This window comes from Qipengyuania citrea, from assembly GCF_009828015.1.
In the GTDB taxonomy this organism is placed as follows: domain Bacteria; phylum Pseudomonadota; class Alphaproteobacteria; order Sphingomonadales; family Sphingomonadaceae; genus Qipengyuania; species Qipengyuania citrea.
The window spans coordinates 909,232-924,235 of the sequence record NZ_WTYG01000001.1 but is presented as its reverse complement, the minus strand read 5'-3'; the positions used below and the strand labels follow the sequence as shown (position 1 = coordinate 924,235).

Genomic DNA, 15,004 nt, shown 5'->3' with positions numbered 1-15,004 from the left:
GCCTACCGCTCCTTCGTCGCCGAGAAGATGAGGTCGGGGTTCTTTTCCTGCTGGTAGTTCACGTCCCACGGGCTCTTAGCCATGAATACCAAATCGCCGTCGCGATCCTTGGCCAGCGTCGACAGGTTGAATTTCTCGAATTCCGCCAGCGCCTTCGCATCCCCCCTGACCCAGCGTGCAGTGGCAAAAGGCGACGCTTCAAGTTTGGCTTCGACCTTATATTCGGCCGAGAGGCGGCTAATCAGCACTTCGAGCTGGAGCTGACCGACGACGCCGATGATCCACTGCCCGCCCAGCTCGGGATAGAACACCTGGATCACGCCCTCTTCCGAGAGGTCATCGAGCGCTTTGCGCAATTGCTTGGTCTTGGTCGGATCGACCAGCGCGACGCGGCGCAGGATCTCCGGCGCGAAGTTCGGCAGCCCGGTAAAGCGGATTGCGTTCTTCTCGCTCAGCGTATCGCCCACCCGCAGTGTACCGTGGTTGGGTATGCCGATGATGTCGCCCGGTTCAGCCGTATCGGCCACCTCGCGGTCCTGCGCGAAGAACAGGATGGGCGAATGGATCGCCACCGGTTTGCCTAGCCCGCTCGGCGTCAGCTTCATGCCGCGTTTGAAGGTCCCCGAAACCTGCCGCATAAAGGCGATCCGGTCGCGGTGGTTGGGGTCCATGTTCGCCTGGACCTTGAAGATGAAGCCCGTGACCTCGTCGCGGGTGGGCGGGATCTGCTCATCTCCCGCAGGCTGCGGACGCGGCGGCGGCGCGTATTTCGCAATCGCCTCGATCAGTTCGGTGACACCGAAATTCTTCAAAGCCGAGCCGAAATAGACCGGGGTTAGATCGCCATTGCGATAGGCCTCCAGATCGAATTCGGGATAGCCGATCTGAGCCAGTTCGATGTTTTCCGCGAAGCGCTCGGGTATTTGCGCATCGCAGTCGCGCGTGCCGAGGAATTCCTTGCTGGGTCCCTCGGGCCGCGCGACGCAGCCGCTGGCGAAATCGAGCACGCCTTCGAACTCGCCGCCCATGCCGACCGGATAGGCCTGCGGGCTGACATCGAGCGCGAGCATGTCCGCGATCTCGTCGAGCAGTTCGAATACGGGGCGGCCCTCGCGGTCGACCTTGTTGACGAAGGTGATGATCGGCACGCTGCGCAGGCGGCAGACCTCGAACAGCTTGCGCGTTTGCGGCTCGATACCCTTGGCGGCATCGATCACCATGATCGCGCTGTCGACAGCGGTCAGCGTGCGGTAGGTGTCTTCGGAGAAGTCTTCGTGCCCCGGCGTGTCGAGCAGGTTGAAGGTGATGCCTTCGCGTTCGAAGGTCATGACCGAGCTGGTCACCGAGATGCCGCGCTGCTGTTCGATCTTCATCCAGTCAGACCGCGCGCGCCGCGCCTGTCCGCGCGCCTTGACCTCGCCCGCCAGATGGATCGCGCCGCCGGTCAGCAGCAGCTTTTCGGTCAGCGTGGTCTTGCCCGCGTCGGGGTGCGAAATGATCGCGAAGGTACGGCGGTTCGACATTTCAACTTTCCTCGTCATTCCCGCGCAGGCGGAAATCCAGATAACATATCAACGGGCGGAAAGGTCGGCTGGACCCCCGCCGTCGCGGGGGTGACGGTCAGTGGTGCTCTCTCGCCACCCGAAAGCCGGCGAAATCCTGGTTCACCGGCATCGGTTCGAGCCGGTTGATGTTGAGATGCGGAGGCAGTTCGGCGACCCATTTGATCATGTCGGCGATATCCTGCCCGGTCATCGGGTTCGCCCCGCGGTAGAGATCGTCACTGGCATCCTGGCTGCCAGTGCGCACCAGCGTGAATTCGGTCTCGACCATCCCCGGTTCGATGCTGGTCACGCGTACGCCGGTACCATGCAGGTCGGCGCGCAGCGCGAGCGTGAAATGGTTCGCGAAGGCCTTGGAGCCTGCATAGACGTTGCCGCCGGGATAGACATAATTGCCCGCCACCGAACCGATCGCAATGATCGCGCCCTTGCGCTCGATCAGCGTCGGCAGGAGCTTGCGGGTCAGCACCACCATTGCCGTGACATTGGTGTCGATCATGGTTTGCCAGTCGTCCAGGCTGGCTTCCTGCGCGGGTGCTAGCCCGCGGGCGAGGCCGGCATTGTTCACCAGCAGGTCGATTCCGGCGAAGGGTTCGGGCAAGGCTGCGAGTACGGCTTCCATCGCCTCGATATCGCGCACGTCGAAAGCCGCAGCGTGGACCTTGTCCGCGCCCAACTCTTCCGCCAGCGCCTCAAGCCGCTCCTTGCGGCGACCGGTCGCAATACAGCGCCAGCCGCTTGCCACCAGTGTGCGGACGGTGGCCTCGCCAATGCCCGCTGTGGCGCCGGTGACGAAAGCTGTCCTGGTCATCCGCGTAGCTCCGCGCCCTGTTTGGCTGCCGCAGCAACGACCTTGTCGGCGATCGCCTTGATCTCGGCATCGGTGAAACTCTTGTCGCCCGGCTGCAGCACCACTTCGACCGCGACCGATTTCTTGCCTTCGGGCACGCCCTGGCCCGCAAAGACGTCGAACACGCGGGCGTCAACCACGGCGGCCTTGTCCGCCCCCCTCACTGCCCGCACCAGATCGCCGGCGGCGAGATCGGCAGGAACGAGGAAAGCAAAGTCGCGGGTGACCGGCTGAAGCGCCGGGGGCGCATAGGGTGCGCGCGCGAAACTGCCGCCGCCCCGCTTGGCGGGTATGGCATCGAGGAACACTTCGACTGCCATGACCGGTCCCTCGATATCGAAGGTCTTCAGCGTCTTGGGATGCAGCGCGCCAAACCGGGCGAGCACGTTCTTCGGGCCGAGGCGCAAAGTGGCCGACTGGCCGGGGTGGAACTGGCTCCCCGCTTCGCCCATCACCATGAGATTGCCGACCGGTGCACCGGCAGCAGCCAGCAACGCTTCGGCTTCGGCCTTGGCGTCGAAGGCATCGAATTGCTTGGCCTTACCCTGCGCCCAACCGCGCGGCGTCTTGTCGCCTGCAAGCACGACACCCAACGTCGGTTTCTCGTCGCTCGCCCCGCCCTTGCCGCGGAAATAGCGGCGTCCAAGCTCGAACAGGCGCGACCCGTCGCTGCCGCGATCGGCATTGCGCTTCGCGGCCGACAGCAGGCCGGGGATCAATGAAGGCCGCATCGCCTTCATGTCTTCGCTGATCGGGTTTTCGAGCACCCACAGCCGTGCCCCGTCGGCGAAATGCTCGGCCTCGGCGGTGGGGAGGAAGGACCAGGTCACCGCTTCGTTGAGTCCGCGTGCCGCTGCAGCGCGGCGCAATTTGCGTTCGAGCTGCTGCTGCGGCGATGCGGTCGGCGTAGCCACGCCTTCGGCGCGGGGTAGCGCGGTGCTGGCAACGTGATCGAGACCGTAAATGCGGACCACTTCCTCGACCAGGTCGGCCGCGCCCTCGATATCATGGCGGCGTAGCGGACAGGTGACCTGCCAGTCGGCCCCGACGGTGAAGTCGAGCGCTTCGAGAATGCGGCGCTGTTCAACTTCGCCGATTTCGACACCGCCCAGACGCGCAGTCAGCGCGGGATCGAATGCCACGATCTTCGCTTCGGCAGGCGGCTCGCCCACGCGCACCACCTCGGTCGGCTGGCCACCGCAGGTCTGGACGATCAGATCGGTCAGCAGCGCCAGACCGTCGTCGAGAAACGCCGGGTCGACGCCGCGCTCGAAGCGCGTACGTGCATCGGAGGCAAGACCCAGCTTGCGCCCGGTCACGCCGATGCGCTCGGGATCGAAATAGGCGATCTCGAGCAGGACATCGCAAGTGTCATCGGCCGCGCCCGAATGCGCCCCGCCCATGATCCCGCCGATATCATGGACGCCGCTATCATCGGCAATCACGGTCATCGTCTCGTCGAGCGTGTAGGTCTTCTCGTTCAACGCCTCGACGCTCTCACCAGCGGCAGCGCGGCGGGCGACCATCGCCCCGCTCAGCTTGGCGAGGTCGTAGACATGCGCCGGGCGCCCGGTCGCGAACATCAGGTAGTTGGTGCAATCGACCAGCGCGCTGATCGGCCGCTGGCCGGCCGCCTTGAGCCGGCGCTGCATCCAGTCGGGCGACGGGCCGTTGCGGACGCCGCGGATCACCCGGGCGAAATAGGCCGGGACGCCTTCCGTGTCCTCGATCTTCACTTCAACCGGGCACGCGCCGTCACCCGTGATGGCAGGCACGTCGACCGGTTTGAACGTCCCCAGCCCCGCGGCAGCCAGATCGCGCGCAATGCCCATCACGCCCATGCAATCGGGCCGGTCGGGCGTGATCGCGACGTCGAACACCGGCGACGCATCGCTGTATTCGGCAAAGCTGGTGCCGACCGGCGCGTCCTCGGGCAGTTCGATAATTCCGTCGTGTTCATCGCCCAGTTCGAGCTCGCGCACCGAACACATCATGCCGTTCGATTCGACCCCGCGGATCGCGCTCTTGCGCAGTTCCATGCCATTGGCCGGAACCACCGCGCCGGGCAGGCCCAGCACCCCCTTCATGCCCGCACGCGCATTGGGCGCGCCGCAGACGACCTGCAGTGGATCGCCCTCGCCCGTGTCGACGCTCAGCACCTGCAGCTTGTCGGCATCGGGATGCTTGGCGGCGGTCAGCACCTTGGCGACGCGGAACCCTGCGAGCCTTTCCGCCGGGTCCTCGATGCCTTCGACCTCATGGCCGATCCGGTTGAGCGCGGCTGCGATTTCCGGCACCGAAGCATCGGTGTCGAGGAAGTGTTTGAGCCATTCGAGCGAGAACTTCATGCCTTCGCTCCTACGCCTGCGGAAAGGGTCGGCTGGTCGAACGGGCTGAAGCCGTAATGATCGAGCCAGCGTCCGTCGCCATCGAAGAAGGCCCGCAAATCGTCCATCCCGTATTTGAGCATGGCGAGACGGTCGACGCCCACGCCGAAGGCGAAGCCCTGCCATTCGTCGGCGTCGAGCCCGGCGAACTCGAGCACGCGGCGGTTGACCATGCCGCTGCCCAGCAGTTCCATCCAGCCATGCCCCGGCGCGTCACCGTCCCCGCCGAGCACGCGGCGGCCCTTCACATCCTGCCAGCCGACATCGACCTCGACCGACGGCTCGGTGAAGGGGAAGTAGGACGGGCGCAGGCGCAGCACGATGTCGTCGCGTTCGAAGAAGGCCTTGAGAAAGGTCTCCAGCGTCCACTTGAGATGGCCCAAGTGAATATCGCGATCGATCACCAGCCCTTCGACCTGGTGGAACATCGGCGTGTGCGTCGCATCGCTGTCGCTGCGATAGACGCGGCCCGGGGCGATGATCCGGATCGGCGCGCCCCCTGCATCCTTCGAAGCAACCTCGACCATCGAGCGGATCTGCACCGGCGAAGTATGCGTGCGCAGCAGCATGCGGTGCCCGTCGCTATCGTGGTCGGGGAAATAGAAGGTGTCGTGCATCGCCCGCGCAGGATGCGTTTCGGCCATGTTGAGCGCGGTGAAATTGTGCCAGTCGTCCTCGATCTCCGGACCAGTGGCGACCGAGAAGCCGAGGTCGGCGAAGATTTCCGCCAGTTCGTCCATCACCTGGCTGACCGGATGGACCGAGCCGCTCGGCATGGCCGGCGCCGGCAGCGTCAGGTCGAGGCCTTCCGTCGCGAGACGCGCTTCGAGCTCCGCATCCTCGAGCACTTCCTTGCGCGCGGCAATCGCATCGGCGGCCGCGGTCCGCAGGCCATTGAGCAGCGGCCCCTGAACCTGCCGGTCTTCGGGCGACATCTTGCCGAGCGTTTTCATCAAGCCCGAAATCGATCCCTGCTTGCCGAGGAATTCGATCCGCAGCGCTTCGAGCGCAGCTGCATCGGGAGCATCTTCGATCCGCGTCAGCGCATCGGTCTTGAGTTGGTCGAGGTCGGTCATTCTGCCTGGCTTGGAACTGTCGGATGGGACTACCCGCTGGCCCTAGCGCCAAGTGCCCCAATGCTAAAGCCCAGTTTGGTGATCGGCCCGCACGATCCGCTGTGCTCAATCGGCGCTGGGTTCGTGCAGGACCTGCATCGCCTGACCCGCTACGGCCAGACGCGCATGCGCTGCTGCAGCCAGCACCGGGTGGGGCCGGCTGGCGTATTCGCTCGGCGACATCAACATGAAGCGCTTGAAGTCGCGGACGAAGTGCGCCTGATCGTGATAATGTCCGTCGAGTGTGTCGATCCATTTAAGCGAGGGATCGAGCATGAACTTGGCCAGGCTGCGCACGAAGCGCTGGCGGCGCAGCAGCAATTGGGGCGAGAACCCGAATACCCGGCTGCAGAACCGTTCCATCGTCCGCGGGCTCATCCCCAGCGCTTCAGCCAGTTCGGCCACGGTGTGGAACCTTGGATCGCTCAGCGCCTCCTCCAGACGCAGAATGTCCTCTTCGCGCGCGACGGGCTGCGCCAGCAGACGGTCCAGTCCGCGCACCAGGGCGTCGCGTTCGGCAAGGAGATTTCCGTCCGCTGCGGGGACACAGGCGCACAGGCTCCGCAGATGATCGAACGCCGGGTCTTTCTCGACGTCGCTGTACCGATCGGCGTAGGCGCTGGCGGGCGTATCGGTCAGCCGCGCCCACCCCCGCGGCATCAGGCCGATACCCCACGACCGGCCGGTGTATGCGCTGAAATGCGTGGCGAAACTGGTCGGCCCGGCCATCACTGCCCGTGGCATGCGCTCGAGCGGCTGGCCGCGCATCCCGGCTGCGACTGTGCGTTCGGGAATGATGCGCAAATTGGCCCATTCGGGGTGGAGCCAGTCGACCACCGGTTCGTCCTCGGCACCTGAGATTTCCATATGGTAGAGGGTGGTGATGAAGGGACGCAATCGGCGGGGCGGCAGGAAGAACCGCAGCGCGACACCCGCCGGCGCTTCCCCCGTGCTCATCGCGGGTTCTCCGCGCAAGAATATGACCGGCCCTGATGCGTCGAAATCATCGTAAAAACGCCCTTGGCATCCCGGCTAGCAAAAAAGCATCCGTTGATCGACCGCTATGTCGGCGGATCGAGCGTCTGTACGGGTGATCCCCATATCCGCTTGCGCTCGGCCATGAACGCACTCAGGACGGGATGCGGCTGCGCGGCGTAGTCGCTCGGTGTGCAGCCCATGAAAGCGTGGAACTCGTGCACGAAATGCGACTGGTCGTGGTAATGGCGGTCGATCACTGCGGACCAGCTGGCGCGCGGTTCGAGCATGAATGCCGCAAGACTGCGCATCAACCGTTGCCGACGCAGCAGCAGACGCGGTGCGAACCCGAAATGGCGGGCGCACACGCGCTCCAGCGTTCGCTTGGACAAGCCGCTGCGCCGGGCGAACTCCTCGACCTGCAGCAGCCGCGGGTCGACCATGACCTCGTGCACCCGCTGGATCCGCGGCTGGTCGCGCGGAGGTTCGGCAAGCTGGCGAAAGAAGCTGGCCAGCGCATCGAACTGCTCTTCATCGGACCGGGCCCGCGTGCACAGGACATCGCATAGCGGGGCAAAGCGCGCGAACGGCGGTGCCGCTTCGCCATCGACCACCGTGTTGGCATGTGCGCTGGCATCGTCGGCGACGAATCGTGCCCAGCCGAGCGGGCGCAGGCCGATGCCCCACATGCGGGTACGGCCGAGCGTGAAGTGGGTCATGCAGGAACTGGGACCGGTCGCCTGGAAACGGGCGCCATCGACGCGCGGACCCTTGAGCGCTTGCGCAGTCGGAGGATCATCGGTGAAGAAGCGAAGGTTGCCCCATTCGGGCTGTAGCCAGTCCTCAAGCTTTTCGTCTGGCGGAACATTCACTTCCAGCCGGTAGAATGTCGTGAAGCAATGCGCCAGATCGGCCGGCGGTGCGAAGAAGCGCACATCGATCACATCACCCTCGGCCACGCGCCCCCCGTTTCCCCTGCCAAAAGCTCATAACGCCTTGGCGGACGGCGGCAAGCGGCCCAACGCAAAAGGGCGCCCCATACGGAGCGCCCTTCGCAATTCCGGGCACGGACCGCGACTTAGGCGGGCAGCGCCTTCTTCGCCTGATCGATGATCGCCTTGAAGGCGGCCGATTCGTTCATCGCCAGGTCGGCCATGACCTTGCGGTCGAGTTCAATGCCGGCGAGCTTGGTGCCGTGCATGAACTGCGAGTAGGTAAGACCTTCGGCGCGGACCGCGGCATTGATGCGCTGGATCCACAGGGCGCGGAAGCTGCGCTTCTTAACCTTGCGGTCGCGATAGGCGTACTGGCCGGCCTTTTCGACAGCCTGACGGGCGACGCGGATCGTGTTCTTGCGACGGCCGCGATAGCCCTTCGCCTGATCCAGTAGACGCTTGTGCTTCTGGCGCGTGGTGACGCCGCGTTTGATGCGAGGCATTTCGTATTCTCCTTAATTCGCGCTCAGTCGAGGCCGTAGGGGGCCCACTTTTTCACCGTTCTGCTGTCGGCTTCCGACAGGACAGTGGTGCCGCGGTTCTGGCGAATATACTTCGCATTGTGGCTGATCAGGCGGTGGCGCTTGCCGGCGACACCATGCTTGACCTTGCCGGTCGCAGTGATCTTGAAGCGCTTCTTCACACCGCTTTTGGTCTTAAGCTTGGGCATTTTCATCTCCTTGACAGAGACACGTCCAACCAGCCCTGGCAGCCCTTACGGCCAGACCGGCAGATGAATCACGTGTCGGTGAAGGGCGCGCTGATAGCGATTGTGCGCGGTAAAGCAAGTCAGAAGTGGGTCAGATAACCGCCATCGACCGCCAGCGTATGGCCGGTGATATAGCTCGCCTCGGGCGCGGCAAGGAAAGCGACTGCCCCGGCGATCTCGCCCGGTTCGCCCCAACGGCCCAGCGAGGTCCGGCGGGCAAGGTGCCGTGCGATTTCCGGATCGGCGGTCATTTCGCCATTCGCTTCGGTTGCGAAATAGCCCGGGGCGATGGCGTTGACCGTAATCCCGATGGCGCCCAGTTCAGCCGCCAGCGCACGGGTCAGCGCGGCCAGGCCGCCCTTGCTGGCAGTGTAGAGCACATCGCCCCGGGCGATATCGGCCGCGATCGAGGTGATGTTGATGATCCGCCCGTATTCGCGCGCCTGCATCAGCGGCGCCGCGCGGCGCGCAAGATCGAAAGGCGCGACGAGGTTGGTCGAGAGCATCGCCGCCATATCGGCCCGTCGCAATTGCTCCAGCGGCCGCCGGTCGCGTTGCCCGACATTGTTGACGAGAATATCGAGGCCATCTTCGGCAAGACGCGCGAATGCCGCCGCGCTCGCCTGGTCATCCCCGATATCGAAGGGCAAGGCCCGGGCGTTAGGGCCGATCCGTTCGGCGGCGGCTTCGACTGCGCTGGCCCCACGCCCGTTGAGCCAGACGCGCGCGCCCTGTTCTGCCATGCGCCGGGCGATCTCGAAACCGAGCCCGCGCGACGCGCCGGTAACGAGCGCGATGCGCCCGGCAAGCGATCCCTCCACTGTCATGTCAGCGCTCGTAGATCATCTTCGCCGTCATGCCACCGTCGATATTGAGGTGCTGCCCGGTCACGAACCCCGCTGCGTGCAGATAGGCGACTGCCTCGGCAATATCCTCCGGCCGCCCGATGCGCCCGACCGGATGCTGCTCGCGGTCCTTGGGTCGATGCTCGGGATGGCTCCGTTTGCCCTCTTTCTGCCACGGCCCGGTTTCGATCCAGCCCGGACGTATCGCATTCGCGCGGATCCTGGGCCCAAGCGAGACCGCGAGCGAATGGGTGAGTGCATCGAGCCCGCCCTTCGCCGCCGCATAGGCAAAGGTATCAGGCTCGCTCATCACCGCACGGGTGGATGAGATATTCGCGATACTCGCGCAGGCGCTGCGCCGCAGGAACGCCAGCGAAGCGCGCGTAACCAGAAAGGCGCCGGTCAGGCTGGCATCGATCCACGTCTGCCATTCAGCCAGCTCGAGCTCCTCCAGCGGGCCAGCTACGGGATCGGCGATACCGGCGTTGTTGACGAGGCAATCGAGCGGGCACTCCCCCAGCCATTCGCCGATCCCCTCGAACGCGTTCCTTACCTCGCTCTCGCGGCCGACATCGCAGCTCAGGAAGAGCGCGCTTTCCCGCGGTAGCGCGCCGCGCAATTCGGCCAGCGCTTCGGTATCCGTGTCGAGACCGATCACCTGCCAGCCGAGGCCATGAAAATGCATTGCGGTTGCGCGCCCGATCCCGTTTGCGGCGCCGGTTATCAAGATGGTTTGCATGCCGGGCTAACGGGCCTGGCGCCGATCAGTGCCCATGGTCGTGGGCTAGCCCGCCCATCGCCTCGAGCACGTCTTCGAGCCGTGCGGCATCGCCCAGCGCGATGACCCGGCCATCGCTTTCGGCATCGAGCGGATTGCCTTGCCAGTCGCTCATGACCCCGCCCGCGCCTTCGACCACGGGCACCAGTGCTGCAAAATCATAAAGCTTGAGACCGGCTTCGACGACGATGTCGACATGGCCGGAGGCGACGAGCCCGTAATTGTAGCAATCACCGCCATAGATGATCTTGCGCTCGGCCACCGCTTTGGCGACACCCATGAAGGCGTCGACGTCGTCGCCGGAGAACTGGTGCGGCGTGGTCGTGCCGAGAACCGCGTCGGACAGCTCCTTGCACGCAACCGCGCGCACCGGACTGCCGTTGAAGGTGGTGCCCTCGCCGATCCGTCCGACCCACCGTTCACGCGCGATGGGCTGGTCGATCACGCCGAGCACCGGCCAACCATCCTGCATCAGCGCGATCAGCGTACCGAAAATGGGGCGACCGGCGATGAAGCTGGTGGTGCCGTCGATCGGGTCGAGCACCCATTGCCGCCCCGCACCCTCGTTGCGTGTGCCGTATTCCTCCCCGATAATTCCGTCATCCGTACGCTCGCTCTCGAGAATCGCGCGCATCGCCGCCTCGGCGACGCGGTCGGCCTCGGTCACGAAGCTGCGGTCCGCCTTCTGTTCCTGCGACCATTCGCCGCGGAACAGCGGACGGATCGCTTCACCCGCCGCTTCGGCGAGGCGATTGGCGAGCGCAAGATCGGCAGCGGTCGCCATGCTCAATCGAACAGCGAGCTGACCGAGCTTTCGTCGGCAATGCGGCGGACCGCTTCGCCGACCAGCGGTGCGATCGTCAGAATGCGGATCCGTTCGGAATCCTTGGCGGCATCGGTCGGCCGGATCGAATCGGTGATGACCAGTTCCTTGAGCGCGGATTTGTCGACCCGTGCCACGGCCCCGCCCGAAAGGACGCCATGCGTGATATAGGCCGCGACCGAAGCCGCACCCTGATCGAGCAGCGCCTGCGCCGCGTTGCACAGGGTCCCGCCCGAATCGACGATGTCGTCGATCAGGATGCAGTGCCGGCCCGACACGTCGCCGATGATATTCATCACTTCGCTTTCGCCGGGGCGATCGCGCCGCTTGTCGACGATCGCCAGCGGTGCGTTGTCGAGCCGCTTGGCCAGTGCACGCGCACGCACGACGCCGCCGACATCGGGGCTGACGACCATCAGGTCCTCGTCGCCGTAGCGCGCCTGGATATCTGCCGCCATCACCGGGGCGGCGAACAGATTGTCGGTCGGGATGTCGAAGAAGCCCTGGATCTGTCCCGCGTGGAGATCGACCGCGAGCACGCGCTCGGCCCCTGCCTCGGTAATCAGATTGGCTACCAGCTTGGCCGAAATCGGAGTCCGCGGGCCGGGTTTGCGGTCTTGGCGGGCATAGCCGAAATAGGGCACGACTGCTGTGATGCGCCGCGCCGAAGCGCGCTTGAGCGCGTCGATGCAGATCAGCAGTTCCATCAGATTGTCGTTGGCCGGATAGCTGGTCGACTGGACGACGAACACGTCTTCGCCGCGCACGTTCTCGTGGATCTCGACGAAGATCTCCTCGTCGGCAAAGCGGCGCACCTGCGCATCCACCAGCGGCATTTCGAGATAACCTGCAATGGCCCGTGCAAGCGGCAGGTTCGAGTTGGCGGCCATGATTTTCATGCGGAGAATCCCCGGGCAAACTGGATGTGCGCCCCGCCTAGCCGAGCGTCACGGATATGCAACAACCGACGGGCGCGTTTCCCCGCCCCGACCACGCCTAGCCCTCGCGGTGTTCGCCCTTGATCCAGCGCACCGTGCCGCTGCTCGAGCGCATGACCACGCTTTCGGTCGTCATGCGTCCGCCGCGTAGATACTTTACCCCGTCGAGCAGCGAACCCGGCGTGACTCCGGTCGCGGCGAAGATGCAATCGCCCTTCACCAGATCGTCGCGGGTATAGATGCGGTCGAGATCATCGATGCCCCATTTCGCCGCGCGGCCGCGTTCGTCATCGTTGCGGAACACCAGCCGGCCGTTGAACTGGCCCCCGACGCAGCGCAGCGCCGCCGCCGCCAGGACGCCCTCGGGCGCACCGCCCTGACCCATGTACATATCGATCGTCGTGTCCTCGTCGGTCACCGCGATCACGCCGGCGACATCGCCATCGCCGATCAGCACAACCCCGCAGCCCAGGCCGCGCAGTTCGGCGATCAGTTCGGCATGACGTGGGCGGTCGAGCACGCAGACGATGATGTCGGAAGGCGCCACGCCCTTGGCCTTCGCCACCGCCTGCACGTTTTCGGTCGGGCTCTTGGCCAGGTCGATGATGCCATCGGGATAGCCCGGGCCCACCGCCAGCTTGTCCATATAGACATCGGGAGCGTTGAGCAGGCAGCCCTCTGCCGCCGCCGCGAGCACTGCCAAGGCATTGGGCCCCGCTTTCGCGGTGATGGTCGTTCCCTCGAGCGGGTCCAGCGCGATATCGATCTTGGGGCCTTCACCCGGCGCGCCGCCGACCTTTTCGCCGATGAACAGCATGGGCGCCTCGTCCCGCTCGCCTTCGCCGATCACCACGGTGCCATCGATAGCAAGCGTATCGAACGCCTTGCGCATGGCTTCGACGGCAGCCGCATCGGCAGCCTTCTCGTCGCCGCGCCCGATCAGCTTGGATGCGGCCACTGCCGCAGCTTCGGTCACACGAACCATTTCGAGGACAAGGACGCGGTCGAGCGGATTTTCGGCGGGCGAGTTCATAGTCGGTTCAGTCCCTCACGTGTGTGTGGCGCATGACGTTGGCCACACGGTTTGCGGTCGTGCGGCGGATAGACAGGGAGCCTGACATTGTCGAGACGCTGGTGGGCGGCCTGCGTGGCAATGGCGGCGGCGGGTCTGCCGTTTCCCGGATCGGCACAGGATGCCGCAGCCCCGCCCGAACGGATCGACATATTGATCCCGCAGCAGGATTACGACGCGCCGCTCGAAGACTGCAGCGACGAGCAGGAAGCCGCCTCGATCTCGGGTGAAATCATCGTTTGCCGTACACGGCGCGACCAGCGCGAATTCGGCTATGACGAAGAGCGTGCGCTACAGCGTTACGCGGCGGAGACCATGAACAGGGGCGATCCCCGAGCGCCCGACTTTGGCGAATCATGCAAGAAGAACCCTGAAAAGGGCGCCTGCATCGGCTTCGGCCAGCCGCCGCCGCCCGCGCTCATCATCGATATCGAGGCACTGCCCGAAGCGCCGGCCGGTTCGGATGCGGACCGCGTCTCCCGCGGTCTTGCACCGCGCGGCGAAAACGCTGCGCCGGAAGTGTCCCCGCGCGAAGCCCACCTCGGCCTACCTCCCCCGCCCGACAGGGCCGGCGAAGAGGACGAAATCAGTCGGCCAGGATCGGCATCACCAGCGGCGCAGCCGTCAGGCTAGGCGAGCCATTGAGCAAATCGAGCGCCTTGGTCACGCAGCGTTCGGGTCCTTCGTGCGTGACCATGGCCACCAGCACTTCCCCGCCTGCATGATCGCGCCCGCGCTGGATTAGGCTCTCGATCGAGACTTCGGCATCGCGCATCGCGGCAGTGATTTCCGCCAGTACGCCGGGGCGGTCGTTCACAGTGAAGCGGATGTAGTCGCGCCCCATGCGGTTGCCGGGATCCGCCGGAGAGAACTGCTCGAGTTGTTCGACCGGGACCGAGAACGGCGCGCCGCTGTCGCCGCGGGCGATGTCGATGAGATCGGCGACCACTGCGCTCGCGGTCGGCCCTGCACCGGCCCCGGCTCCCTGGAACAGCAGCTGGCCTGAAAAATTGCCTTCGGCGACAACTGCATTGGTCGGCCCAGTCACCGCGGCCAGCGGGTGGCCGCGCGCGACAAGGCAGGGCCGCACGCGCTGGAGCAATCGCGCCTCGTCGGCGCTTTCGTCGAGCGAAGCAATACCGACCAGCCGGATGACATAGCCCAGGGCACCCGCCTGCGTGATATCGGCCGCGCGCACTTCGCCGATACCGGTCGCTTCGACATTGGCGAAGTCGACCCGCGCGCCGAATCCGATCGCGGCCAGTATCGCGAGCTTGTGCGCCGCATCGACGCCTTCGATGTCGAAGGTGGGGTCGGCTTCGGCATAGCCCTTCTCCTGCGCCGCCTTGAGCATCTCGCCGAAATCCGCGCCGGTATGCTCCATTTCGGAAAGGATGTAATTGCAGGTCCCGTTGAGTATCCCGTAGATTCGTTCGATGCGGTTTGCTGCCGCACCTTCGCGCAGACCCTTCACTACCGGGATGCCGCCCGCGACCGCAGCTTCGAACTTGAGCGGGACGCCGCGCAGCGCCGCCTGTTCGGCGAGTGCTAGGCCGTGGTGCGCGATCATCGCCTTGTTGGCGGTGACGAAAGCCTTGCCGGCATCGAGCGCTGCCCGCGCCAGCGTGAGCGCAGGACCATCGGATCCGCCGACCAGTTCGAGCACGACGTCCACATCACCGCGCTGCGCCATCGCCTGCATATCGTCGACCCAGGCATAGGGCGAAAGGTCGACGCCGCGGTTACGCGCCCGGTCGCGGGCGTTCACCGCTACGATTTCGAGCGGGCGTCCCGCACGGCGTTCGATGGTCGAACGGTTGGCTGCGAGTAGTTCGATGACGCCGGTACCGACGGTGCCGAGACCGGCGAGGGCGATGCGAAGGGGTTCTGCCATATCCGCCGCCTAGCGCAGCGATACGGCGGGTTGGAAACAATTTGTCTTGGCCGCGGTGAAG

The 15,004-nt window shown here is 65.3% G+C and carries 15 protein-coding genes; 1 reads left to right on the top strand and 14 read right to left on the bottom strand.

The annotated features are described in order from the left end of the window. Positions 1–2: 2 nt before the first annotated feature. The 13 genes from GRI55_RS04360 to glpX form a co-directional block, all read right to left on the bottom strand. The gene (locus GRI55_RS04360; protein WP_160766297.1) at positions 3–1,523 is read right to left on the bottom strand and encodes a peptide chain release factor 3; all 1,521 of its coding nucleotides are present in this window, start codon (positions 1,521–1,523) and stop codon (positions 3–5) included. 97 nt (positions 1,524–1,620) lie between these two features. Next, on the bottom strand, positions 1,621–2,373 hold the full coding sequence (locus GRI55_RS04355; RefSeq protein ID WP_160766296.1) for an SDR family NAD(P)-dependent oxidoreductase: 753 nt from the start codon (positions 2,371–2,373) through the stop codon (positions 1,621–1,623). Further along, positions 2,370–4,760 carry a phenylalanine--tRNA ligase subunit beta gene (pheT, locus tag GRI55_RS04350; protein WP_160766295.1) on the bottom strand — a complete coding sequence of 797 codons (2,391 nt, stop codon included), beginning with the start codon at positions 4,758–4,760 and terminating at the stop codon, positions 2,370–2,372. The genes GRI55_RS04355 and pheT overlap by 4 nt, the downstream gene beginning before the upstream one ends. Continuing rightward, positions 4,757–5,875, bottom strand: a complete 1,119-nt coding sequence (gene pheS, locus GRI55_RS04345) for a phenylalanine--tRNA ligase subunit alpha (RefSeq protein ID WP_160766294.1) — start codon at positions 5,873–5,875, stop codon at positions 4,757–4,759. The genes pheT and pheS overlap by 4 nt, the downstream gene beginning before the upstream one ends. A 105-nt stretch (positions 5,876–5,980) precedes the next feature. Then, positions 5,981–6,871, bottom strand: coding sequence for a helix-turn-helix domain-containing protein (locus GRI55_RS04340; RefSeq protein WP_160766293.1), 891 nt, complete (start codon positions 6,869–6,871; stop codon positions 5,981–5,983). 104 nt (positions 6,872–6,975) lie between these two features. Next, a complete protein-coding gene (locus GRI55_RS04335) occupies positions 6,976–7,848 on the bottom strand; it encodes a helix-turn-helix domain-containing protein (RefSeq protein ID WP_234000575.1) in 873 nt (290 codons plus the stop codon). A gap of 119 nt (positions 7,849–7,967) precedes the next feature. Further along, positions 7,968–8,327 (bottom strand): 50S ribosomal protein L20, encoded by a 360-nt coding sequence (gene rplT, locus GRI55_RS04330; protein ID WP_050601379.1) that lies wholly within the window; start codon positions 8,325–8,327, stop codon positions 7,968–7,970. 23 nt (positions 8,328–8,350) lie between these two features. Beyond that, positions 8,351–8,554 (bottom strand): 50S ribosomal protein L35, encoded by a 204-nt coding sequence (rpmI, locus tag GRI55_RS04325; protein ID WP_050601380.1) that lies wholly within the window; start codon positions 8,552–8,554, stop codon positions 8,351–8,353. A 119-nt stretch (positions 8,555–8,673) separates the two neighbouring features. Then, complete coding sequence (locus tag GRI55_RS04320) at positions 8,674–9,420, bottom strand: SDR family oxidoreductase (RefSeq protein ID WP_063510532.1); 747 nt, start codon at positions 9,418–9,420, stop codon at positions 8,674–8,676. 1 nt (position 9,421) lies between these two features. Then, on the bottom strand, positions 9,422–10,177 hold the full coding sequence (locus tag GRI55_RS04315) for an SDR family NAD(P)-dependent oxidoreductase (protein WP_160766292.1): 756 nt from the start codon (positions 10,175–10,177) through the stop codon (positions 9,422–9,424). Between the two features lie 25 nt (positions 10,178–10,202). Next, positions 10,203–11,000: a histidinol-phosphatase gene (gene hisN, locus GRI55_RS04310; RefSeq protein ID WP_160766291.1), complete on the bottom strand. Its 798-nt coding sequence runs from the start codon at positions 10,998–11,000 to the stop codon at positions 10,203–10,205. A 2-nt stretch (positions 11,001–11,002) separates the two neighbouring features. Further along, complete coding sequence (locus GRI55_RS04305; protein WP_050601384.1) at positions 11,003–11,938, bottom strand: ribose-phosphate pyrophosphokinase; 936 nt, start codon at positions 11,936–11,938, stop codon at positions 11,003–11,005. A 97-nt stretch (positions 11,939–12,035) separates the two neighbouring features. Then, positions 12,036–13,010: a class II fructose-bisphosphatase gene (gene glpX / locus GRI55_RS04300; RefSeq protein WP_050601385.1), complete on the bottom strand. Its 975-nt coding sequence runs from the start codon at positions 13,008–13,010 to the stop codon at positions 12,036–12,038. An 87-nt stretch (positions 13,011–13,097) separates the two neighbouring features. Between glpX and GRI55_RS14850 the strand changes: the two genes are divergently transcribed. After that, entirely contained in the window at positions 13,098–13,682 is a 585-nt protein-coding gene (locus GRI55_RS14850; protein WP_202392386.1) for a hypothetical protein, read from the top strand. Here GRI55_RS14850 and GRI55_RS04295 read toward each other — a convergent pair. After that, positions 13,636–14,943 carry a homoserine dehydrogenase gene (locus GRI55_RS04295; RefSeq protein WP_160766290.1) on the bottom strand — a complete coding sequence of 436 codons (1,308 nt, stop codon included), beginning with the start codon at positions 14,941–14,943 and terminating at the stop codon, positions 13,636–13,638. The two genes, GRI55_RS14850 and GRI55_RS04295, sit on opposite strands and share 47 nt — an antisense overlap. Positions 14,944–15,004 lie beyond the last annotated feature (61 nt).

Bases quoted from the DNA above. Each gene is read 5' to 3' on its own strand.
- GRI55_RS04360 (WP_160766297.1), bottom strand. From the start codon at position 1,523: ATGTCGAACCGCCGTACCTTCGCGATCATTTCGCACCCCGACGCGGGC.
- GRI55_RS04355 (WP_160766296.1), bottom strand. From the start codon at position 2,373: ATGACCAGGACAGCTTTCGTCACCGGCGCCACAGCGGGCATTGGCGAG.
- pheT (WP_160766295.1), bottom strand. From the start codon at position 4,760: ATGAAGTTCTCGCTCGAATGGCTCAAACACTTCCTCGACACCGATGCT.
- pheS (WP_160766294.1), bottom strand. From the start codon at position 5,875: ATGACCGACCTCGACCAACTCAAGACCGATGCGCTGACGCGGATCGAA.
- GRI55_RS04340 (WP_160766293.1), bottom strand. From the start codon at position 6,871: ATGAGCACGGGGGAAGCGCCGGCGGGTGTCGCGCTGCGGTTCTTCCTG.
- rplT (WP_050601379.1), bottom strand. From the start codon at position 8,327: ATGCCTCGCATCAAACGCGGCGTCACCACGCGCCAGAAGCACAAGCGT.
- rpmI (WP_050601380.1), bottom strand. From the start codon at position 8,554: ATGCCCAAGCTTAAGACCAAAAGCGGTGTGAAGAAGCGCTTCAAGATC.
- GRI55_RS04320 (WP_063510532.1), bottom strand. From the start codon at position 9,420: ATGACAGTGGAGGGATCGCTTGCCGGGCGCATCGCGCTCGTTACCGGC.
- GRI55_RS04315 (WP_160766292.1), bottom strand. From the start codon at position 10,177: ATGCAAACCATCTTGATAACCGGCGCCGCAAACGGGATCGGGCGCGCA.
- hisN (WP_160766291.1), bottom strand. From the start codon at position 11,000: ATGGCGACCGCTGCCGATCTTGCGCTCGCCAATCGCCTCGCCGAAGCG.
- GRI55_RS04305 (WP_050601384.1), bottom strand. From the start codon at position 11,938: ATGAAAATCATGGCCGCCAACTCGAACCTGCCGCTTGCACGGGCCATT.
- glpX (WP_050601385.1), bottom strand. From the start codon at position 13,010: ATGAACTCGCCCGCCGAAAATCCGCTCGACCGCGTCCTTGTCCTCGAA.
- GRI55_RS04295 (WP_160766290.1), bottom strand. From the start codon at position 14,943: ATGGCAGAACCCCTTCGCATCGCCCTCGCCGGTCTCGGCACCGTCGGT.